This window comes from Ureibacillus yapensis (assembly GCF_003515775.1).
Taxonomy (GTDB): domain Bacteria; phylum Bacillota; class Bacilli; order Bacillales_A; family Planococcaceae; genus Ureibacillus; species Ureibacillus yapensis.
The window spans coordinates 71,472-93,963 of record NZ_QWEI01000006.1 but is presented as its reverse complement, the minus strand read 5'-3'; the positions used below and the strand labels follow the sequence as shown (position 1 = coordinate 93,963).

Here is a 22,492-nt window from a genome sequence, read left to right as displayed (position 1 = left end):
GTTGTCGCGGATCAGCGCTTTTTATGTTAATCTTGCTTCTTAAATAGTTTTCCTGGCCAAAATGCATAGCGGCCCAACACAACCGTGATGGCCGGAACAAGCAACGGACGTACAATAAATGTGTCAATCAAGATACCCAGCGCCGTAATGACACCAAATTGAACCAATAGTTGAATTGGCAATGTGGCAAGCACAGCGAATGTTCCCGCCAAAATCAGGCCTGCTGATGTAATGACCGAACCAGTTTGGATGACTCCATTTTTCACCGATTCTTTTAAACTCTGTTTTTTTCGGTTATTCCAAACTTCCGAAATCATGAAGATATTATAGTCTTCTCCCAGGGCAATCAAGAATACAAAGGAATACAACGGAATCGCACTGGCAATCGATTCTGCGCCAAAGAACGTTGTTAATACCAGCCATCCCAGCCCCAACGCAGCGAAGAATGAAATCAGCACGGTCCCGACCAGGTAAATCGTTGCCGGCACAGAACGCAAATACAGCAGTAACAAAACGGCAATAATAGCGACCATCACCGGCTGGATGATTGACTCATCCCTTTCCTGCACCATTTTTGTATCTGCCTGGGCGCTTGTTTCGCCGCCGATCCAGTAGCTGTTTCCAGCCTCCTCTATCCCCGCGTCTGCAAGAATCGTTTCCATATCTTCTTTCAAGACCGGAATTAAATCCATCGCCTTGTTGGAATATGGATTTTGATTCAAATCCGCTTCATAGAGTTGAAAAGAAGCGTCGCTTTCTCCCACTCTCGGCTCACTGACAATATCCATGTAGGGAAGCGCGGCAATTTGTTTGGTAAGATTGAGGTCTTCCCCTTTTGTATCCACGATGATTTTTACAGGTGCCAATTCTCCGGGCGAGAAATTTTCGGCAATGATTGTAAAGCCTTCACGCGAACCCATATCTTTCGGGAATGATGATAATAAATCATAATTGTACTTAATTTGAGTTGATGTGAATGCCAACCCACCCAGGATAACAAGTGTACCCACGATGACAAGCCAAGGTTTATTTGTTACAAATTCACCAATTTTCGTCATGATGGGGTGTCTTGGTTTCGGCGCTTTATAAGGTTTATTTTTTTCTTTGGCTACCTTTTTCGCCATCTCATCCGTACGGGGGATGAACGGCCAAAAGGCACCCCGGCCTAAAATAGCCAAAATAGCGGGCAAGATGGTCAGGGCCGCAATTCCCATCACAAGAATCGCGAAGCTGAAAGGAACAGCAAATCGTTGGAAGGCGCCATAATCCGCCAATCCCAATGTTGCCAACCCGATAAATACCGTAAGTGCACTCATCATAATGGCGCCACCGGATTCTTTCAGGGCGCTCGAAAGGGCTTCGAATTTATTTTCTGCTTCCAGTAATTTTTCACGGAAACGCGTAATCAAGAATAAACAATAATCGGTTCCTGCCCCAAACAGCAGGACCAGCATGATCGACACCGCTTGTGCATCTTTGTCAATCCAGCCATTTTCGGCAAACCAGCCGAGCAACGGGCTAATGGCGCCATAGGCTATACCCACTACAATGATAGGTGTGATGGCTAAAATAGGTGAACGATAAATGACAACAAGCAATACCAAAATCAGGATGACCGTTGTAATCATAAGTTTCACGTCGGCCTGCATAAATAAATTGGTCGCATCTACGGAAATGCCGACTGGACCGTAAAAACGGGCATGCAAACCATCTTCTTCGATGTTGGTTTCATATGGGTTTTCCCCAATTTGCTCTTCCGTCAGGCTGCTGATTTTTTCAAGATTTTCTTTGAGTGTATCCGTGTTGGCACTTTCATCGAAAAATATAGGCGTAACGATACTCGTTCCATTTTCGGATACACTACCTAACAGGGTTTCTGTTGGCAAATTACCTAAAGGCGGGAGAGTTGTCTGGCCGTTTAATGGGCTTTCGTCCAGTTTTTTATAAAGAGCCTGGATTGATTGGAGGTCCTCACTCTCCAAGCCCGCTTCTTTATACCAAACAATTAATAATGGAATGCCTGAATCCGAAGAAAATTGTTCTTCCATGATTTTATTGGCCTGTTCACTCATCACCTCTTCAGGCAAATCACTTCCAGCATAGTTTTCCATACTATTGATTTGAGGCAAGGTCATGGATAAAATTGCGACAAGGACTAACCACAACAAAAGCGTTACCCAGCGCGATCGTTTATCTCCTACAACTTTTCCCCACTTTTCGAGCGGGTTTTTTGGCATTGTTTCATCCCCTCTTTATTATTTCGAAATCATTTTCAATAAAATCGAGCGTATACCCTAGCGGTAAATGAACTTTTAAAAACTTTAGGGTGGCCGGTTAATCAACGCCCCCACTTTCCAGTTCAACAAAAAAAAACGCTAAGGTATTGCTACCTAGCGTTTATTGTACTCTATTATTCTAATATTTTCCTCTTTTACAGCAATGGCATACATCCGTAAAAAGCAATGAAAACAAAAATGTTTTTGGGGGAAAATAACAGATAAACTATTTACAAAACTACGTTTTAACAGTATACAAACATTGTACAGAACAAAAATTTCATTATATCAGTATATTAATGCAGCTGATTTTCATAAAAATTTAATCATTATTTTTTTGATTTCGCCCAAAAAATGTCACAATTTCGTCACTCTTTTTTCGTTCCATCGCTTTTGGCAGTTCATCAAAATATCCTAATTGGAGCATCGATATGATTCTTTCACCCGGTTTGACACCCAACGCTTCACGGAATTCGGGTTTATCCAAAAAGTCAGGCGTCTTCCAGCACGACCCGATTCCCATATCCCATGCTAGCAGTTGAAAGTTTTGAATGAATGTACTAGCTGCTGCAAAATCCTCCAACCGTTGTTTTTGGCGCACATCCTCCGGTACAATTACAAACGCATATGCACCTGGCAGCGTGAATTTTTGCATTTGCTTTTCCAGGGATTCTTCGGAAAGGTCTTTCCATCTTGGAATGGCTGTATCGCGCAACAGCTTATGAAGCTCAAGAATTTCCTCTCCGCACGCTGCAACCAAACGCCATGGTTGTCTATTTTGATGATTAGGTGCCCAAACGGCATCGTCGATAATTTTCATTAGCACTTCCCGATCTACAGGCTGCCCATTAAATTTTTTGATTGAACGTCTTCCAATAATTGCTTCTCGTACTGATAGTGTTTGCGGGTTCATCCTTTTCTCTCCTTCAAAAATGCTAATATCAAATAAACCTTACCATAGTTTCTATAAATTCGATTTAGACAAAGTCTTATTTTAGTAAAAAACATCGTCAATTTTATAAAAATAATAGCGAATGTTTGGTGTCCAGGCGTGCGAGTTGGAATAATCATAGTGCCGATCTGCGCTATCTGCGGTATGCGCATGAATATACGGAACGCCATCAACCATGCTCGTCACGATGGTTGTATGATCGACAACGCCGTTTCCTTGGAAGTCATAGCAAATGACATCTCCAATTTGAAGTTCCGATGGTGCCTCTGCACGTTCGGCGGTAAGACCTTTTTTTGCATTTTCCAAATACCATCTGAAGCTATGTGCGACTGACCAGCTATAACTCCAGGATTCCCTCGAATAATGACCGGCTGTCCCTCTTCCGCTCTTCCATGCATCGGTAATCCACCAGCCGCTTGCACGATTGGGCGCACCGGTCATCGGCGCACCTCCTGCCCTTAGACATTGGGAGATAAAATTTGTACAATCAACCAAAAACGCCGGATAATTTGGATTTTTCCCATTCCACCAAGTTCTGGCATATTGCACCGCTGCTTCACGATTGTAATAAGTTGGAATTTGAATAACCTCCCTTTATCCATTCTATGCATCGCTTTTGAATGTTCATTCTTCAAAAGAATACAAGGAACTCTTGGGAAATTTATTTCCAACTGCTTGATTTAAAGCAAAGTTTTATAAATTTTGCTACAATTGGGTTAATTCTACTTTCTGAAGTAAATTATCTACAATTGTCTAAACTGGGCATATTTTGCAGTTTATCAACATATTTTACTTCCAATAGAACAGGTGCGGATACTATTATTTAAGTGAGGGGATGTTGGAATTGACGCAGCACGCAGAAAAAGAAATTACCAAACTTACAAGGCTTTGTGATCAAAAGGGCAACCTGAACCCTGAAGCTATTGGATTTGCTCGTAAACCCATCATCGAATGCAATTTATCTGGCCACTATTTACGGAAGAAAAAATGGAATCATTGGAGCATTTTTGGAGAAGAAATCTTTTTTTCCGTGACAATCAGCCATTTCGACTATGCCGCGGTTTGTACGCTTTATTTTTTAGAATATGAAACACAGCGTTTTTTCGAAAAAACTATAATGATTCCCCTTGGTCTAGGGACGAAATTAAAAATGCCGCCGAGGGTGTTCGAGCCTATCCAATTTTCAAATAATGAAGTGGAGATTAGCATCACCTATTTTCAACAACAAACATTTTTAAAAGTAACTTCCGAGAACTTCGACAATGAACTGCTTCTTGCAGAGTTAACGATTCTCCATCCACAAGAGGATGATACATTAAATGTGGTTGTTCCGTGGAATCGCCAAACCTTCCAATTCACTTCAAAACATCACACCTTACCGACCATGGGGTTTGTGAAACTTGGAAATCGCCATTATCGATTCCATGAAGAAGACTGTTTCAGCATTCTTGATTTTGGCCGTGGCGTCTGGCCGCGCAACGCCTCCTTGAATTGGGCAATGGCTTCCCAGAAAATACGCAATGACCGAATCGGGCTAAACTTCGGAGGAAAATGGACAGACGGAACAGGAATGACGGAAAATGCCGTATTCGTTAACGGCAAGATGACCAAAATCCACGAAGACGTCGTATTTACCTGCGATGACACCAATTACATGAAACCTTGGTATATCACAACAAAATTCTCGGACCATGTCATGCTAACCTTTCACCCTTTCTTCGAATATACCAACAAAACAAATGGAAAGTTAGTAAAATCCGAAACCCGCCACTTCCTCGGTTATTATCATGGCCACATCAAACTTTACGACGGCAGCTTGCTAACCATCCAACAAATGTTGGGCGGCATCGAAAAATACTCCGCGAAATGGTGAAGTAAAAAAACTCTTCAGTCCCCGGGCTTAATGCCTTGGGGCTTTTTTGATGAAAACGCGTGCTACTGGTATTACTGTTCCCCGATGGCTCTTGCGTCGGGGGTTTTTTTTCCGATACGAAGATGGTTTGGGACGAGAATGCAAGAGCACGGCTGTATGTTGTCCATTACTATGGGGTATGGGACAGTTTCATATGTGCAAGATAGTTAGATGTCCATATATGAAGAATTTTTTTAAGCTTCCGGTCGTTGTGGACTTCTAATGACACTCTTATGGCTTTAAGTGCATTCTTCGAGTCTTCTAGAGCCTGCTCAAAAGACTTGTTTGACGGTAATCACCTGTTGCCAGGCATGAGTACCCGAATCATGGACACGTTTCATCAAAATTACATGATGCCTGTCCATGAGAGCCCGGATCACGGACTCGTTTCACCGAAATTACATGATGCCTGTCCATGAGATTTCCGCTCGCGGACTCGTTTCATTGAAATCCAATGCTCCCAGTCCACGAGAACCCCACTCGTGGACTCACTTCACTAAAATTCCATGCTACCAGTCCATGAGAACTCCACTCGTGGCCTCTTTTCATCAAAACCGCATACATCCAGTCCACGAGAGGCTCTGCTCGGAAGCTCATCCCTTTCCCTTATCCCTAGAATTCTTTTTAGACGCTAACCAAACTCCTTAGATATGCTCACGCTTCCTAATCTGCTCCAAACTAAAATGTTTTTCCAAAAACGCCAGCATTTTTTCAACTTCATCCGTAAAGATGGCCTCTACTCCCGTATTAAGCAGGTGTGCAGCATGCTCTTCTTCATTTACAGTATAGACGCGAACGGTTGAACCCAGTTCAATTGCCTTGGCGATCGGTCGTCGAAAAGCGGATGGCAACGAAACATGTAATGCCTTGGCCGGAATTTTCTTTTGATATTCTTCGATTTCCAAAATCGCATTAGCAAACAACGCGGCATTTTCCACGTTTGGTGCAAACGTCGCAATCCTTGCCACCGCCTCGTGATCAAAAGATGAAATCACCACTTGATCCGTCATTTGGAATGCCTCGACTTCTTGCAGAACCAATTCTTCCAATCCAGGATAACGAAAAATATCCGACTTGATTTCAATGTTCACGCGAATTTTCGTCCCACGAAAAATTTCGAGCACTTCACTTAATGTCGGAATCTTCTCGCCTTCAAACTCCTTGCCAAACCAAGCACCGTAATCAAAGGCCCGGAGCTCTTGAAGCGTAAAGTCTTTTACAACCCCTTCCCCATTTGATGTACGGTTAATGGATTCATCATGAATCACCACAACGTGTTGGTCCTTCGTCAGGTGAACATCAAATTCCACTCCATCAATCGGCAGGTTTGCGCAAGCTTTAAACGCAGCAAGCGTATTTTCAGGGTATTTTGCTGAATACCCTCTGTGTGCATAAACTTTCATTATTGTACCGTCCTTTAGCTTACAAAATAGTAGATCTACCCCTATAGTATCAACGCGCCATTAATCTTTCACCCGTAGATACTTTAAAATTATGTAAAATCTCCATTCCAATCTGCAGGACCCAAAAAGTAATTAAAAAATGTACCATTCACTTCAGTTGAATGGTACATTTTGGTCTTCCGCTATTCAATTATTGATTTTCAATTTCCTTAATAGCCGTTTGGGCTAATTTGGAGATGGTCATATCGTCCATTGGCGGGTTGTGAAGGCCAGCTCTTACATCGCGATAATATCTTTGCAATGGATTCGATAATTGGAGACTTTTTGCCCCAACCAATCTCATGGCTTTATCTACAATCGTGATGGCGGAATTAGTGACAATATGTTTTGCCGCGCCTAGTTCGTTCGTGATCAATTCACGTCGCGCCTCATCATCGTAAGCTTCCGCGACGCTATATAGGAAATGTCTCGCTTTCATTAATTCCAATTCAATATCGCCAATTAATTTCTGCACATTCGGCAATTGGCTAATTGGGCCATTTAAGCTATTTGGCGAATGTTGTGTGGCAAATAGAACAGCATAGTCACGGGCAGCCTGCGCAATACCCAGGTAACAAGCAGGAATATGAAGAATCCAGCCATTTAAACTGTTTCCTCGTGGTGCCTCCTGAATTTGCACTAAATTTTCCTCGGGTACTTCCACATTGTCCAAGATCAGGTCATGGCTGGCAGTTCCTCTCATGGACATCACTTCCCAGTTTTCTCGAACCGACACGCCATCCGACTTTTTATCAATTAAGAATACGCAAATTTTCTCTTTTTCTTCTACCCATGCCGTAACAAGAATATGAGTCATTGCCGGAATCATCGTTGCATAACTTTTCGTTCCGGAAATCAGCCATTTGCCATCTTTTCTAACGGCTGTTGTGCCAGGGCGGCCACCCCGCGTTGGACTGCCGGTTTGAATTTCACTAGCTACCCTGTTTACCAAAGCACCGTTCAACACGTCTTCCGCAAAAGAAGATAACATTTTTTCTTCCCATAACTTTTTCTCGTACAGCTCACCGACAACACCTTGATGCCAGCCAATCGCCAATCCTGTGGCACCATCAAAACTGGCAATGGTTTCTTGAAGGAAAACCATTTCCGATACGCTGATTCCCTCGCCGCCATACTCTTTGGGCAATGTTAGTTTTGTATAGCCTAGGTCGACAAGAGCTTGAATATTTTCGCCGGGAAACTTGGACTGTTCATCGATTTCTCTAGAATGGCTGCGAAACTCCTCTTTAAGCGGCAACAGTTTTTCCAGCCATTCACTTTGAATTTTTGTTTTAATAAATAATTTTTGGGACACAAGTTACACTTCCTTAAAAGTTTTAGCTATGTACTATTTCAACTACCGAATAACCTTGTACATTAATGGAAACCTCGTCTTAGTTTCAACTCAAATCTGTTGGCTACAAAAGTAAGGATGATGCCAATCATCCAATAGATGAGTGCGGCTCCTATGAACGCTTCCAGGTATCTGTAAGTGAGGGCGCCCACCATTTTGGCTTGGGCCAGAATATCTACAACAGTAATCAAATAAGCAAGCGAAAGTGCTTTGATGATGACCATCAACGAGTTGATAATATCCGGGAAAGCTTCTACCAACGCTTGAGGTACGATGACTCTCCTAAACGTCTGCCAAGAACTGAACCCCAGTGATTGGGCCGCTTCGATTTGCCCTTTATCGATCGATAGAATGGAACCTCTGATAATTTCTGATTGAAACACGGAATAACTAATTGTGAAAGTAACAATTACCGTAATAACCGGGTTCAAGTTGTTTGGATCAAATTCAATTCCCAGAATTCCCGCAAAGAAGCTTAAAATTTCCGGAAGCGCGTAATACATCAAAAGCAATAAAACCACATTCGGTGTTCCTCTTAAAAAAGATTGCAGCACTTTAATGATTTGAGAGAACACAGGTACCTTAAACTGTTGAATCAAAGCGATTACAGTACCCACCACTAAGGATAAGAGAAGGATAACAATTGCCAAAACGAGCGTTCTTGGAACAGCGGCAGCTATATCTATGGTGCTTTCCAGCAATACCTTAAAATCAAACAAAATTTCTCCCCCTCCTTCAATCCGAATGCGATTGAATATTCCCTTTTCCAAACTTGGAACCAAACATTCTTCTTTTTTGGATTTTGCTTATATACGTGTGATTTTCAAAGAATTTAACCAATCGATCAGACAATAAGCAAAGCCCCCAATAAATTAGGGCTATTGTTAAGTAAACTTCTACTTTATTTTCTCCATACGAGCTTGCCAAAATTAAATTGGCTTTTCCCAGAATATCCACTACACCAATCGTAAACACCAAGGAGGTATCATGGATCAGATAGATAACGGCATTTCCCAGTCCAGGTAAAGCGATTGGCGCCATCTGCGGAACCACAATCTTCCGGAACTTGGCAAAGGGTGTATATCCCAAGCTGTTGGCGGCTTCATGCTGCCCCTTGTCTATCGCTAAATAAGCGGGTCTTAAAATTTCGGATAGATAGGCACCGTTAAAGATAATGAGTGTAATCATGGCTGCAACGATACCGCTCAGATCATTGATATCCAAATTTAAAAGAGAAAAGAATACCGGCAACCCGTAATAAACAATAAACAGCAGCAATAGTATTGGCACACTTCGCATGAAAGAGATATACGCTTCCAGAATAGGCGACAAAAACTTTATTTTTTTAATTCGCAGAGCCGTAACGCCAATACTGAGCAATAAACCCAGTATGGCGGAAGTTATGATAATTGATAAAGTTATGGGCAATGTGGCAATCAATTTCGGGAAAATTTCTACCATATATCCGATATCCATTTGACCACCTCCTGATGAAAAACTACATGTTTCTATTCATATTGGAAAACATCTTCACCGTAATATTCCAACGATAATTCAGATAGTGTTCCTTCGTCTTTTAATTCTTTTAAAGCGGCGCTAACATCTTCCGTCAAAGCTTTGTTTTCCTCGGAATTGTGAATCAAGAAATACGTAGGGAATACTTTAAGCGGTTCCGACACCGTGATTTCCAGGTTTTGCGCGTCAATAATCTCTTGTTGGCCTAAGTTGGAAGGCAATACAAGTGCATCATATTTTCCGGATTCCACTGCTTGCAATCGTTCGGCAACCGTGAACCCATGGTCGGATGTTTGGAATTCAATTGGATTATCCGGATTTTCGTTATTATATTCCGTCAATAAGTTAAACACTCCACCACTTGGTGATGGAGGAGAAATCTTTTTGCCGATCAGGTCCTCGAAAGAATCAATCGTTCCTACGCTTGTATTGCTGTAAACACGCATTAAACTTGCACCGTTGCTCTCTTCCGGAATCAAGTACTTCTCCTCGCGAGCTTCACTTCTGAACAAACCTTGCGCAATCATGTCATATTTCCCTGTATCCAGGCCAATTTCCGCTGCACTATCTGCAACACCTACAATGTCAAATGTGTAATCTTCCAATTTTTCATCAACCAACTTTAGGATTTCTACTTCGTATCCTGTTAGTTCTCCGTTTTCATCTGTATAGCTTAGCGGTTTCGATGAAGGCGGTACCGCTACCGTAATTTCTCTTCCCGCAGCTTCGTCAGCTCCATCAGAAGAGGCATTCTCTTCTTCGCTTCCACCGCATCCCGCTAAAATTAATGCCGCCAATGAAACCGGGTATAATAAATTTCTTTTCTTGAACATAAAAAAATCTCCCTTCTTTTGTGAAACTGAATTGTTTAAACAAATTCGCCTGGGGTTGGCCCCTGCTGTATAAAGTTTAAGCTTCTACTGTTTGATTCGAGTTAAAGTGATTTAAAAAAGCCTTTGTGCGCGCATTCTCTGATTCTTCAAAAATATATTTCGGCGTTCCCTCTTCCACAATCACGCCTTTATCCATAAAGACCACTTTGGTGGAAATTCTCTTGGCAAACGACATTTCGTGCGTTACCAACACAATTGTCACTCCTGAGCGCGCGACATCTTCGATTACTTTCAATACTTCACCCACCAACTCCGGGTCCAGTGCGGAGGTAGGTTCATCAAATAAAATCACTTCCGGTTCAACAGCCAATGCACGCGCAATGCTGACTCGCTGCTGTTGCCCTCCAGACAGCTCGGAAGGATAGGATTGAAGCTTATCGAGCAGTCCCACTTTCTCCAGCTCTTCTATGCTTTTTTCGTAAGCATCTTTCTTCTTCTTTCCCTGTACCACCATTTGAGCTTCCATAACATTTTCCAGAACCGTTTTATTTTTGAAAAGATTGAATTGCTGGAACACCATTGCCGTTCTTCTTCTAAGCTGCAGAATGTCTTTTTTGCTGATTGTTTCATAATTAAAGTGCAAATCAGAAAGGGTTATTTCCCCTTTGGACGGTTTTTCAAGACAATTCATGCAGCGCAGCAATGTTGTTTTCCCTGTTCCACTTGGACCAATCAATGTCACCACGTCGCCTTTATTGACCGTTAAATCAATGCCTTTAAGAATTTCATTTTGATTGAACGACACATGCAAGTCTCTGACTGATAACACGATTACACCTCCCACCTAAGTTGAAATGGAATTTTTGAGATGATAAAAATACTATTCTTTTTAAAAAAGCTTACCATTTCGAATATTCATATAATGATAAATATAACTAACCTTATAGGTATTGTAAATAATAATTTTATTTTAATTTTACAATTAAAAAGATTCATTCTTTTTTTGGAAAACAGTGATATTACGTTTGATTAACACTAATATATGGTAAATATAACTAGGGTTGGATTGTTTTTCTACGATAATATTTACAATCCCTATAAAAATAGTATATATTATATTGAAATATGTTTAAAGGGGAGATTTAGTATGACTAAGATAAAAAATGATCATTTGAAGTTTGGCAACCCGGATGCACCTTTGAAAATAGAAGCATTTATCAATGTGGCGTGCCCAGGCACTGCGAGAATCTACCGATTGGCAAAAGAAGTATTGCCTCCCTATATCGAAAATAACCAAGTTGAAGTGATCGTGAAACTTTACGATAAACCACGCGAAGAACTTATCCACGGTGCATTGATTCACTGGACATTGGACAATTCGAATCCAAAAGAGTCTTTACATGTCATTGCACAACTGCTCGAAACACAATCCGAATGGCACGAATACTCCGATAAAGAGCTGAAACGATTGCTGGTCGATCAATACAACCTGCAAGAAGAAGAACGACTTGAAAATGTTGATGTTAGCCTGGCGATTACAGCTGAGGCGATTGAACGCGAAGTGAAAATTGTGCCAACGATATTCTTCAATGGCGAGAAATTATTAGGGTTTACGTATGAACTCGAGCCATCCGATTTAAAACAAGCAGTTGAAACAGCCCTTTCAAAAATTTCATAAGATACTCCTCTATACAAAGCCGTTTTCAAATATGGAAACGGCTTTTCCTTTTTCCCACCCCATCCCCGCCTCAAAACTTCACTTCATTAGGGAAATTTAGTAAAATTAACTTCTAACCTAGAGCATGGGAGGATTGATGACCGTGGCGGAAAACAATGAACAAAGCATCCTGCAGCATCCCGATTTTCCCAAAGAGGTTGAACGCTTAACTTATACGAAAGAGTATATGGACGAACTTCTGGAAGCTTCGCAAAGGGATTTAAGGGCTGTTCAGGAGAAAATCAAGGAATCCATGGCCAACCTGGAATATATCGATTCCAGTGACAGCTATATCAATATTCTCACCAACTCCCGCTTTTTCGAACTGGCGTTAAACCAAAAAGAAAGTTTGGAAGCAGTCAGAAAAAAGCCCTATTTTGCCCGCATTCACTTCCAACGAACCGGTGAAAATCAAGAACTTTTATATATCGGGAAAACCTCTCTTTTCCATAACGAGACTTTTGAACCCATTATTGTGGATTGGCGTTCACCCGTTGCTAACGTCTATTATGACGGCCGCCTCGGCGATATTACATATCCTGTGCGCGACGAAGTTTTTACAGGCCACCTGTTTTCCAAGCGCCAATATAAAATAGAAGATGGAGAACTTCTCAGTTTTCAAGATGTGGATTTAACAACGAATGATGACCTGTTGCAAGAAGCGCTCACAGGCAAGGCCGATGTGCGATTGACCGAAATCGTGGCCACCATTCAAAAAGAACAAAATGAAATTATCCGCGCCCATTTAAAACAGCCCATTTTGGTGCAAGGTGCTGCCGGAAGCGGTAAAACAACCATTGCCCTGCACCGCATTTCTTACTTTTTATATACAATGGGCGAACATTTCAATCCCGAACAATTAATGATCCTTGCCCCGAACAAACTTTTTATCGACTATATCGGAGACGTTTTGCCGGAGTTGGGTGTGGAGCGAATTTGCCAAACGACTTATGCGGAATACGTCCAAAATGCAACGGGACTAAAACTAAAATTGCAAAATTCCAATGACCAGCTTGAAACCATTGTGGAGGAAGGAATTGATGTACTTCCTGCTTTTAACATTCCGCAAATAAAAGGTTCCCTCTTTTTTAAAGAATTATTGGACCGCTACATTAAAAGGGTTGAACAAGAGTTGGCAGAGCTTTTTGATGAAGATGTATTCATTGAAAAATACCGCATTATGCGAGGCAGCCACTTGAAGAGGCTGTTTTTGGAAGAGTTTGCTTATATGCCGATCGAGAAGCGGATCGAGCGCATTAAGAAGGTTGTGCAAACGGAGGTCAAACGAAAAGCAAAAAGTGTTCTTTCTTCCTTGAATGCCCGCTATGAAGAGATGATTGGGAAAGCATTAAGCGGGCTTAGAGATCCCGACAAACGACGGGCAACCGTTGTGAAGTTCATCGATGAACGGGATGAACGTATTCCCAAAATACAAGCGGAATCTAAATCAGCGGCAAGCCTATATATGAAACGATTTGAAAAAGTGAAAATCAAGCAACTATACCGCAAGCTGCTAACGGATCGCTTCCTCCTTCAGGAACTTTCTCCTGAATGGACGTTGGAGCAGCAGGAACGATTTTTGCAGGCACATCTTAAGGAAAAATGGGTGCTGGAAGATTTAGCGGCGCTTTACTACTTGCATGCCAAGATTAAAGGCATCTCGGATCAATGGAAAATGCGCGTGGTCTTTATCGACGAAGTACAGGACTATAGTTTATTCCAGCTGGCTGCATTGCAGGAAGGACTTGAAACCGACATGTTTACCATGGTTGGGGACTTGGCGCAAGGAATTCATGGTTATCGTTCGTTAACAGAATGGGAGTCTGTTTTGAAGCTTTTCCCGCGCGCCAACTATTTTACGCTGCAAAAAAGCTATCGAACAACGATCGAGATTATGAATGTGGCCAATAAAATCCTTTCCAAAATGGATGAAAATCTGCCGCTGGTCGAGCCGGTTGTGCGGCATGGCCAGGAACCTACTTTTGTGCAAAGCGAAAAATTCGATACAGCGGCGATCAGCACGTTATATGAATCCATTAAGCAGCATGGCCATCAATCGATTGCGCTTATTTGCAAAACAACTTCCGAAGCGGAGCACTATACGAAATTGCTCGTGGAAGCCGAGGTTCCTGCTGAAATGCTTAGCGAAGAATCGGCACTTGGCCGTTCAAAGCTTCTTGTTGTACCGAGCCATCTCGCAAAAGGACTTGAATTTGATGCAGTCATTCTTGCTGCCTTTGACCTTCCCTATTTTGATACAACGATTGACCGGAAGCTGTTGTACGTGGCACTAACCCGCGCGATGCATGAGTTGTATTTAGTTGGACCCAGTCTGGAAACATTTCTGCTTGAAGGTAAATAGATAAAAAAATAGGCAAAGAGAAATAACTTTCTCTGCCTATTTTTTAGAAACCCCTTGCAGGATCGATTATTCTACTTTTCCTTCCCATGCAAGCATGCCACCGCTCATATTGGTTACATCAAAACCTTGGCTTTCCAAGAATTCCGTTGCTTTTCCGCTTCGACCTCCCGAGCGGCAAACCATAATATAGGGCGTTTCTTTTGAAAGCTCGTCCACACGCGATTCAATCGAACCTAATGGAATATGCACAATGCCGGGGATATGCCCTGCTTCTACTTCATCCACTTCACGTACATCGATTAAATGCAATGTTTCCCCATTTTCCAAACGCTCTTGAACTTCTTGAGGCGAAATTTCTTTCATTTAATTTCCTCCTTAATTTCAGTGGTGTTAGCCTCTCACTGATAAAACTAAAATTTCCAGTGGCTTAGTCCCCCACTAACATTCGTGATATTCTTGTGACCAAGCCGCTTTAATTTTTTGCAGGCTTGATTGCTTCTGATGCCCGTTTGGCAAATGACCACGATTTCTTTATCTTTCGGCAGGTCTTTGAAGTTCGATTTTAGCGGAACATTTTTGAACTGCTTAATGTGTTGCCCTTTATATTCTATAGGTGATCGAACATCGATAAATACTTTGTTCGGGTCATTCAATACGTTTCTCAATTCTTCCGTTGAGATATTGTTGATTCCTTTTGCCGGCGTTAGCCGGTACACTAAAAACGCTGCAAGGATGATGATTAAAATTGGTTCTACCACGGATGCCTTCACTCCTATTTCGCTTAGTATATCGAATTTCCATCCTATTTTTCTACTATTATACACCAGAGCGGATTTTAACCTTTAAGTTTAAAGCAGGAGAAAGAATAATCGTCAACAGCGATTGAAGATACAAAAGGATAGTAATGGAAAGCATTTTAAATGTAACCTGTTTGTTCAGCGCGAATGCGGTAATCGAGCTTCCAACTACCGCATGTCATTTTCCTTTTCACAAATTCCAAAGACTTTTAGGGTTGTTCTACTTCATCTATTTCATTCACTTTATAATCATGGCCGTTTTGTCCGCTTTCCTGCATTTGTATCTTCATTAAATCAGTAATCGTTACAAACTGATAACCCTGGTTTTGAAGTTCCGGCAGGATTTTTTCCAATGCTCTCACGGTTTGCGTTCTATTTCCGCCTCCATCGTGAAACAGAACCACATCCCCTTCTCTTATTCCATTTAACACTCGATTCACGATACGATTTACACCAGGGTTTCTCCAGTCCTCTGTATCTTGGTGCCAAGACCACATAACGACTTTGTATCCGCCTTTTGAGATTTCGTCAATCATGGGATCGGTATATTGTCCTTCCACCGGTCGAAAAAGGGTTGGCGTTTGACCTGTAATGCTGAAAATAGCGTCATTTGTTTGCTTGATTTCCTTCATTATTTTGGAAACATTCCTGCTGTAGGGATGTGTATACGTATGATTCGCTAATTCATGCCCATCTTCGTACATTCGCATAACTACGTCCGGATTTTTTTCAGCTTGTTGGCCAACAATAAAAAAAGTCCCTTTTGCATCGTATTGGTCCAGCAAATCCAGGATTTCAGAGGTATACTTTTTATGCGGACCATCGTCAAATGTCAAGGCAACTACTTTTCGCTCTGTTTTAATATCCCAAATAATTTGACCTGCTTCTTCATAAAACTTACGGCCACGATCTGCCGAAACGCTGCCGTTTTTGCTGTCAGTCACAAAAAAAATGGCAACGCCTATAAGGAACAAGCCAAGTAAAGAAAGTATTGCTTTTCGCACAAAAACACTCCCTTAAATTTTTATTTAGATATAACTAATTATTTGTTAAATGTGCAAAATAAATGTGCTGTTCTTGATAATTTCTAATTGCCTGTTTTTGTTCATAGTTGTACAAAAATTGCGCGGTTGGAATTAAGGGCGGGAAACAAAAAAAACCGAGATTTCAAAATCCCGGTTTTCCATTCTGGTATTATTTTATGACTAATGCTGGACAGTTCACGCGCTTTATTACTTTATGGCTGACGCTTCCCAACACCATTTCCTGCAATGCGTTAAGCCCACGACTGCCGATCACAACAAGATCGACATTTTGATCATTTGCATATTTGATAATTTCTGGTCCCGGCTTGCCATGAAGGATTGTTGTCTTATAGTTCACCTTGGCTTCGTTCAGGTATTGGAGTACTTTTGAATTCTTTTTGCGGCGTTCAATGTCTAAAGTCTCACTGGAACCGGCGTGCAGGACATCTGTTTTTGACTGATCGAAATCGACCACATACACCACATCTATTATCGATTCTTCATTGCAAAAAGCAATTTTAACCGCTTCTTTTGCTGCACGTACGGCGTTCTCTGAACCGTCCGAAGCAAGCAAAATGTGTTTATACATGAGAGCCCTCCTTTAATGTGACGATAAAATTCCGTCTAACTTATCCATTATCTTCTTGCTGGAAGCATCTATTTCGATAAGGTTGACGTGAATTCCTTTTTCCCTCAATAGCTCTACCACTTTCATGACGGCACCTGCACCGGATTCATCCCAAATACGGGTATTCGAAAAATCGAGTGTTAAATTTTCCTCTTGAATATCTGCTTTTTTGAAATACTCCACAAAGCCGTCTGTAGAAGCGAAGAACAATTGGCCGTCAACAGTAAATCGATTTCCTTCTTTCATGATTTTGACCGTCGAAATTTTGACAACAAAGAAAATGGCGCTTAACACTACACCTGCGAACACGCCTTTTGATAGGTCATGGGTATAAACTACAATGACAACAGTCGCCAGCATAACGAGGGCGTCCGTACGTGGGGCTTTCATAATGTATTTAAACGAACTCCAATCGAATGTTCCGATACTTACCATAATCATGATTCCTACCAAAACAGGCATTGGAATCTGAACAACCAATTCCCCAAGAACGATAATCAGAAAAATTAAGAAAATGCCGGCCACGAGTGTCGATAATCTTCCTCGACCACCGGATTTCACATTGATCATGGATTGTCCGATCATGGCACAACCAGCCATTCCCCCAAAGAAGCCTGTAATGACATTGGCAATTCCTTGCCCTCGTGCTTCCTGGTTTTTACTACTTTCCGTTCCCGTCATATCATCCACGATCTGTGCTGTTAACAGCGATTCCAACAGCCCTACGATTGCCAGCGAGATGGAATATGGGAGGATGATTTTCAGCGTTTCGAAATTCAACGGAACATCTGGTATAAAGAAAGTTGGCAGTGTTTGCGTAATTGTCCCAAGATCCCCCACTGTTCTTAAATCAACTCCACTGAAGATTGCTATGGATGTTAAGGCAACAATCGCAATTAACGGTACAGGAATAACTTTAATGAAGCGTGGTAACGTGTATAATAGGATTAATGTCACTGCGACAAACACATAAGTCATGGTTGATATGCCGATGAAATGTTCCAATTGAGCCATAAAAATCAAGATGGCCAATGCATTCACAAAACCAATCATCACGGCGTTAGGGATAAATTTCATGATTCTTGCTACTTTCAATACCCCCAACAAGATTTGAATAACCCCCGTCAAGATGGTTGCTGCCAATAAATAATTCAAACCATAATCCCGCACTAATGGGGCCATTACCAACGCCATTGCTCCCGTGGCAGCTGAAATCATGCCAGGCCGTCCACCGGCAAATGCAATGACGGTCGCTATGATAAATGATGCATACAAACCAACCATTGGGTCAACCCCGGCGATAATTGAAAAGGCAAGCGCTTCAGGAATCAAGGCAAGCGCCACGACAATCCCTGATAAAATATCGCCGCGAACATTCCCGAACCATTGTTGTTTTAAAGTTTGCATGATAATCTCCTTTTCTAAAATTCTTTCACATTGTACCATCGCCATTACCAAAAAGGAACCCTTTTGGGAAAAAGATAGGGGCGCTCAATTGATGATATACGGTTACGTAAGACCTTTATATAATGACATCTACTCAGAAAACCAATTAAATAAGTTACAAGGCAAATGCGATCGAATTTTTCATGAAACCCATGGGACCCCCAAAAAGCGAAGCGAACTTGAATCGCTGCTCATGGAAATGCAATCCGGGGACTCCATCCTCGTCGAAAGCATGATCGCTTTGGCTGATACTTCCCGGCATCTGGTTGAAATATTAAAAGTATGTGAAAAAGATCATGTGAACATTCACTTTTTAAATGAAGGATTAAAAAGCGATGAGCTTTTGGAAAAGACCCTTCAAGATGTTATGAGCCATATCGTTAAATTTCAATCAGATATCATCAAACAATCTACAACAAATGGAATACATCAAGCAAAAAAGCAAGGCAAATCCATTGGACGCCCCAAAAAGTCGGATGAAAATATAAAAAAGGCGATTTCAATGTATCATGCCGGCATTAAATTGATCGACATCAAAAATGAAACCGGCATCAGCAAATCCACCCTGTACCGTTATCTTGAAAGCAAGGATATTGAGTAACGCGCTATAACCAAAAAAAGAGCAAGGCTTTGGAATTCCAAAACCTTGCTCTTCTCTAATTTACATTAACGTTCTAAAGGCTTGAAGCTTTCTGGTGTATAAAAACGAAGCAAATCTCCATTGACTACTCGATCCGACAGTTCCAGTTCAAGCTGTACCCTTTCATGGTATTTCTTCGCTTCTTCCAAACGTTCCTCTGCCAATGGCAAGCCTGTTTTTGAATCGTAGAATTTTCCATCCACAAATGTAATCGTCGGGCTTACAAAGTCACCATTACGGAATGGCACAATTTCATCATGCTTTTCGGACAATATGTCTGTTCCGAAATGGACATTTTCTTTTGTTTCCACGCCCAGCAAGTGTAGAAGCGTCGGCAGAATATCCACTTGTCCACCATATTTATGGTTGATGCCGCCTTCCATGCCCGGTACACGAATGAACAATGGTACTCGCTGCAGCTCCGCCTTGCTCACAAACGGCGTTACTTCCTTGCCAAGAACTTGTTCCATCGCCGCATTATGGTTTTGGGAAATTCCATAATGATCGCCGTACATGAGGATAATTGAATTATCATATAATCCCGATTCCTTCAAGTAAGCAAAGAACTGTTCCAATGCTTCATCTGCATAACGAGCCGTCTGGAAGTAATTGTCTACCGATTGATCCCCAGTAGTATGGGGCGCAATCGTAGCCTCTTCCTGATTCATCTTGTATGGATAATGGTGCGACACAGTAATGAATTTCGTATAGAATGGTTGCGGCAAAGATTCCAGCTTCGGTATGGACTGCTCAAAGAATGGTTTATCCATTAGCCCATAATCCGCTAATTGCCCCGGAATCATATCATAGTAGCTAGAATCAAAGAAATAATCATAGCCAAATGATTTATAGATTTCATTGCGGTTCCAGAATGTCCCTGTGTTGGGATGGAACACTGCCGATGTATACCCATGCTGCCCTAAAATTGCCGGTGCTGCTTGGTATGTGTTTCGTCCTTTCAATGTAAAGGCCGACCCTGTCGGCAACCCATATAATGAGTTATTCAAAAGAAACTCGGCATCAGACGTTTTTCCCTGTGCTGTCTGATGGAAAAAGTTATCAAAATATAGAGTGTTTTCATCCCGAGTCAAGGAATTTAAAAATGGCGTCACTTCTTCACCATGCAATTTATAATCGATTAGAAATTCCTGAATCGACTCAAGATGCAGCAAAATGACATTCATTCCCTTGCCTGCTCCAAAATATTCCAGATTCGGCTCGGCATAGTTGGAATGCGTAAAGTTAATCACTTCGGTAATGTCGTCGCTGTCTGCCATAACTCTTTGTGTAGAAGCTTTGGTACTTTGTACGGCATCATAAATCGTATAATTGTACATCCCAAGATACTTCACAATATAACTGCGATCAAAACCTCTTGTTAATAATTGAGGGCGATCCGATTCCGCCAAAACCAAATTCAGCCCTGAAATGCTCAAGCCGGCTAACAAGGTAGCCGCCACATACCGGCGCTTCACATTTGTTGATTGGACTTTAACAAACTTAAAAGCAAGCAAGCCGATTAGCACCAAAATATCGATGAAAAATAAAAAATCATACGGTTTTATAAGAGATGGAATACTTGTGCTCACATCTCCAAAATTTTGCGTCTGAAATAAGGTCGGCAATGTAAGGAAATCGTTGAAAAAGCGGTAGTATAGCACATTGGCATATAAAAGGAAGGATAAAAGGAAATCAATAACAATTAACCAGATGTATTTTTTTCTTCCTCTAAAAAAGCACGCTAATCCTAAAAATAGAATAGAAGAGCCCAATGGGTTTAAAAATAATAGAAACTCTTGAATTGAATTGTTTACCCCTAAATCAAACTGCGTCAATTGAACGATATATGTCTTGATCCATAGAAAAATAACTGCCAAAAGGAAAAAGACAGCAAATTTACTGAACAAATTCCGGCTTTTTTGTAAAACGACTTTCATAAATACCCCCACTCTACTAAATTGTAATACTTTTCATTTTTTATAAAATTTATTGTTTAAATCATATATTAATAAGCATCCGCTGCTTATTACGTGAGAAATTATCAAAACACTCTCTTAAAAAGAGTCTTATCTATTAAACGACCCTTCGCTGTTCTACCTTTTGTTTCCTATTGTCCCTCAGTGATTACCGATTGACTTTTGAACCTTTTCAATCTCATAAAAAATGAGTCCGAAAAACGCAATAGAAAGAGTTTAACATGTTTAGTCCCAAATTTGAACGATTTCGACCACCTTTTTAATTGCATATGCAGGCATCAACATGAAATGCAGGATGAATTTGGGTAAAATGCATCAGTAGAAGATTAGTTGCAGCCAGAAAAGCTGTATATAAAAAGACAGGAGAATCTCCTGTCCAAAAGCAAGCAAACGCTGCAATTATTAAATTAGCTTGCCCACAAATGCGGTTGCTGCACCATGCTACAACCATTATGTAAAATAATTATTTACTCCAAGGTTTAGGAATAAATAATAAGGGTATCTACCTAATGTAAAATCACTGACCATTAATATCAACTGTTGCGCTCGAACCATAGCACCCTATACGAAAGGCGCTTTCCTTATGAAAAGCGCCCTAAGAAGAGGTTGAAAAAATTATTTTATTATCTCCGCAGAATTTCGCGGTTCTTTTCTATAGTTTCTTTATTTTTAGCGATGGTTTCATTAATATTTTGATGCTGATCATTGCCGTTAGGTTCATGTTTATTTTTTTGGTTTTCATTTAAGTGAGGTACTGATTGGTTATTCTTTTCAATATCCATTTAAATTCCCCCTCCTCATATGACTTTAATCTTAGTATAAACGATTTAATAGAACTTTTATATTAAGTTTTGGTAACATTTGAAAAATCGACACTCTATCTCAAAGGAAATACCGCATATTCCACGTATTTGGGTGTCTGATCCAAATGAGTTTCGTAAAGAACAACTTCATTGACCGTAAAAGCAAGTTGACCACCAATTTCCGTTAACTTTTCGGGATTGAAATCCTGATCGCCGTTCCATTTCCTTGCCAATGTTATGTGCGGGCGAAATGGCTTTTTATCCAGCTCAAATCCTATGTCGATACATTGGCGGTATACCTTTTGTTGAATGCGATTCAAATCGTCGGAGTGCTCGGTATCTGCCCAAAAAATTCTTGGTTTCTTAACGGCTCCAAATGTCCCGATTTTATTGAGCTTTAATGTAAATGTCGGCTCCTGCCCCAAAATTCCAGGCAATGACCGTACGAGTTTTTGTTTCATCTCTTCTTCCGCAAATCCCAAAAAAGCGAGGGTTATATGGAAATCTTCGGGATGTACCCACCTTCCAAACGGAAACTCCTCTTGATGATCTTTCACCCAATTCTGTAAAAAAGCTTTCACTTCGGCCGGAAGCTTTACCGCAACGAAATAATGATGTTTACCCACCTGTACCATCCTCTCCACGTTTAAAAAAGCAGATTCTCTTTAAGGATACCTGAATTTACATAATTCATGCGCAATGAAAAGGAACAGTCGACAGTCCGGCTCTATGATGGTAAGCCTATTGGTTGGGGTGAAATGCAAAACTGGCGTGCTGAATCCATGGAATGCGCTTCATTCGGTCGATGTAAGGA

The 22,492-nt window shown here is 41.2% G+C and carries 21 protein-coding genes; 4 read left to right on the top strand and 17 right to left on the bottom strand.

What is annotated here, in order from left to right; genetic code table 11:
• Positions 1-26 precede the first annotated feature (26 nt).
• From D1B33_RS12160 to D1B33_RS12150, 3 genes are all read right to left on the bottom strand, one after another.
• Positions 27-2,237: an MMPL family transporter gene (locus D1B33_RS12160; RefSeq protein ID WP_118876669.1), complete on the bottom strand. Its 2,211-nt coding sequence runs from the start codon at positions 2,235-2,237 to the stop codon at positions 27-29.
• A gap of 361 nt (positions 2,238-2,598) precedes the next feature.
• Positions 2,599-3,189: a nitroreductase family protein gene (locus tag D1B33_RS12155; protein WP_118876668.1), complete on the bottom strand. Its 591-nt coding sequence runs from the start codon at positions 3,187-3,189 to the stop codon at positions 2,599-2,601.
• A gap of 81 nt (positions 3,190-3,270) precedes the next feature.
• Entirely contained in the window at positions 3,271-3,807 is a 537-nt protein-coding gene (locus D1B33_RS12150) for an amidase domain-containing protein (protein ID WP_118876667.1), read from the bottom strand.
• Between the two features lie 265 nt (positions 3,808-4,072).
• On the opposite strand from D1B33_RS12150, the gene D1B33_RS12145 reads away from it, so the two are divergent.
• Entirely contained in the window at positions 4,073-5,101 is a 1,029-nt protein-coding gene (locus D1B33_RS12145) for a DUF2804 domain-containing protein (RefSeq protein WP_118876666.1), read from the top strand.
• A gap of 683 nt (positions 5,102-5,784) precedes the next feature.
• Here the strand turns inward: D1B33_RS12145 and D1B33_RS12140 are convergent.
• The 6 genes from D1B33_RS12140 to D1B33_RS12115 all read right to left on the bottom strand — a co-directional run bounded on the left by D1B33_RS12140 (position 5,785) and on the right by D1B33_RS12115 (position 11,113).
• Positions 5,785-6,543, bottom strand: a complete 759-nt coding sequence (locus tag D1B33_RS12140; protein WP_118876665.1) for a glycerophosphodiester phosphodiesterase — start codon at positions 6,541-6,543, stop codon at positions 5,785-5,787.
• Positions 6,544-6,733: 190 nt separating this feature from the next.
• A complete protein-coding gene (locus tag D1B33_RS12135) occupies positions 6,734-7,897 on the bottom strand; it encodes an acyl-CoA dehydrogenase family protein (protein ID WP_118876664.1) in 1,164 nt (387 codons plus the stop codon).
• Between the two features lie 62 nt (positions 7,898-7,959).
• On the bottom strand, positions 7,960-8,655 hold the full coding sequence (locus D1B33_RS12130; RefSeq protein WP_118876663.1) for an amino acid ABC transporter permease: 696 nt from the start codon (positions 8,653-8,655) through the stop codon (positions 7,960-7,962).
• A 16-nt stretch (positions 8,656-8,671) separates the two neighbouring features.
• Positions 8,672-9,412, bottom strand: a complete 741-nt coding sequence (locus D1B33_RS12125; RefSeq protein WP_118876662.1) for an amino acid ABC transporter permease — start codon at positions 9,410-9,412, stop codon at positions 8,672-8,674.
• A 32-nt stretch (positions 9,413-9,444) separates the two neighbouring features.
• Positions 9,445-10,284: a transporter substrate-binding domain-containing protein gene (locus D1B33_RS12120; RefSeq protein ID WP_118876661.1), complete on the bottom strand. Its 840-nt coding sequence runs from the start codon at positions 10,282-10,284 to the stop codon at positions 9,445-9,447.
• A gap of 76 nt (positions 10,285-10,360) precedes the next feature.
• On the bottom strand, positions 10,361-11,113 hold the full coding sequence (locus D1B33_RS12115) for an amino acid ABC transporter ATP-binding protein (protein ID WP_118876660.1): 753 nt from the start codon (positions 11,111-11,113) through the stop codon (positions 10,361-10,363).
• A 318-nt stretch (positions 11,114-11,431) separates the two neighbouring features.
• Between D1B33_RS12115 and D1B33_RS12110 the strand changes: the two genes are divergently transcribed.
• Both D1B33_RS12110 and helD read left to right on the top strand, forming a co-directional pair.
• Positions 11,432-11,962, top strand: coding sequence for a thioredoxin domain-containing protein (locus tag D1B33_RS12110; RefSeq protein ID WP_158582971.1), 531 nt, complete (start codon positions 11,432-11,434; stop codon positions 11,960-11,962).
• Between the two features lie 226 nt (positions 11,963-12,188).
• Complete coding sequence (gene helD, locus D1B33_RS12105; RefSeq protein WP_233549472.1) at positions 12,189-14,363, top strand: RNA polymerase recycling motor HelD; 2,175 nt, start codon at positions 12,189-12,191, stop codon at positions 14,361-14,363.
• A 66-nt stretch (positions 14,364-14,429) separates the two neighbouring features.
• Here the strand turns inward: helD and D1B33_RS12100 are convergent, their stop codons facing one another.
• The 5 genes from D1B33_RS12100 to D1B33_RS12080 all read right to left on the bottom strand — a co-directional run bounded on the left by D1B33_RS12100 (position 14,430) and on the right by D1B33_RS12080 (position 18,220).
• Complete coding sequence (locus D1B33_RS12100) at positions 14,430-14,726, bottom strand: rhodanese-like domain-containing protein (RefSeq protein ID WP_118876658.1); 297 nt, start codon at positions 14,724-14,726, stop codon at positions 14,430-14,432.
• A 47-nt stretch (positions 14,727-14,773) separates the two neighbouring features.
• Positions 14,774-15,121 carry a rhodanese-like domain-containing protein gene (locus D1B33_RS12095; protein WP_118876657.1) on the bottom strand — a complete coding sequence of 116 codons (348 nt, stop codon included), beginning with the start codon at positions 15,119-15,121 and terminating at the stop codon, positions 14,774-14,776.
• Between the two features lie 248 nt (positions 15,122-15,369).
• Positions 15,370-16,164 (bottom strand): polysaccharide deacetylase family protein, encoded by a 795-nt coding sequence (locus D1B33_RS12090; RefSeq protein WP_118876656.1) that lies wholly within the window; start codon positions 16,162-16,164, stop codon positions 15,370-15,372.
• A 190-nt stretch (positions 16,165-16,354) separates the two neighbouring features.
• Positions 16,355-16,774 (bottom strand): universal stress protein, encoded by a 420-nt coding sequence (locus tag D1B33_RS12085; RefSeq protein WP_118876655.1) that lies wholly within the window; start codon positions 16,772-16,774, stop codon positions 16,355-16,357.
• 12 nt (positions 16,775-16,786) lie between these two features.
• On the bottom strand, positions 16,787-18,220 hold the full coding sequence (locus D1B33_RS12080; RefSeq protein WP_407656728.1) for a SulP family inorganic anion transporter: 1,434 nt from the start codon (positions 18,218-18,220) through the stop codon (positions 16,787-16,789).
• A gap of 91 nt (positions 18,221-18,311) precedes the next feature.
• On the opposite strand from D1B33_RS12080, the gene D1B33_RS12075 reads away from it, so the two are divergent.
• Entirely contained in the window at positions 18,312-18,860 is a 549-nt protein-coding gene (locus D1B33_RS12075) for a recombinase family protein (protein WP_158582970.1), read from the top strand.
• Between the two features lie 65 nt (positions 18,861-18,925).
• Here the strand turns inward: D1B33_RS12075 and ltaS are convergent, their stop codons facing one another.
• The 3 genes from ltaS to thpR all read right to left on the bottom strand — a co-directional run bounded on the left by ltaS (position 18,926) and on the right by thpR (position 22,304).
• The gene (gene ltaS / locus D1B33_RS12070) at positions 18,926-20,836 is read right to left on the bottom strand and encodes a lipoteichoic acid synthase (protein ID WP_118876653.1); all 1,911 of its coding nucleotides are present in this window, start codon (positions 20,834-20,836) and stop codon (positions 18,926-18,928) included.
• 662 nt (positions 20,837-21,498) lie between these two features.
• Entirely contained in the window at positions 21,499-21,657 is a 159-nt protein-coding gene (locus tag D1B33_RS12065; RefSeq protein WP_118876652.1) for a multidrug transporter, read from the bottom strand.
• Positions 21,658-21,752: 95 nt separating this feature from the next.
• A complete protein-coding gene (gene thpR, locus D1B33_RS12060) occupies positions 21,753-22,304 on the bottom strand; it encodes an RNA 2',3'-cyclic phosphodiesterase (RefSeq protein ID WP_158582969.1) in 552 nt (183 codons plus the stop codon).
• Positions 22,305-22,492: the final 188 nt, after the last annotated feature.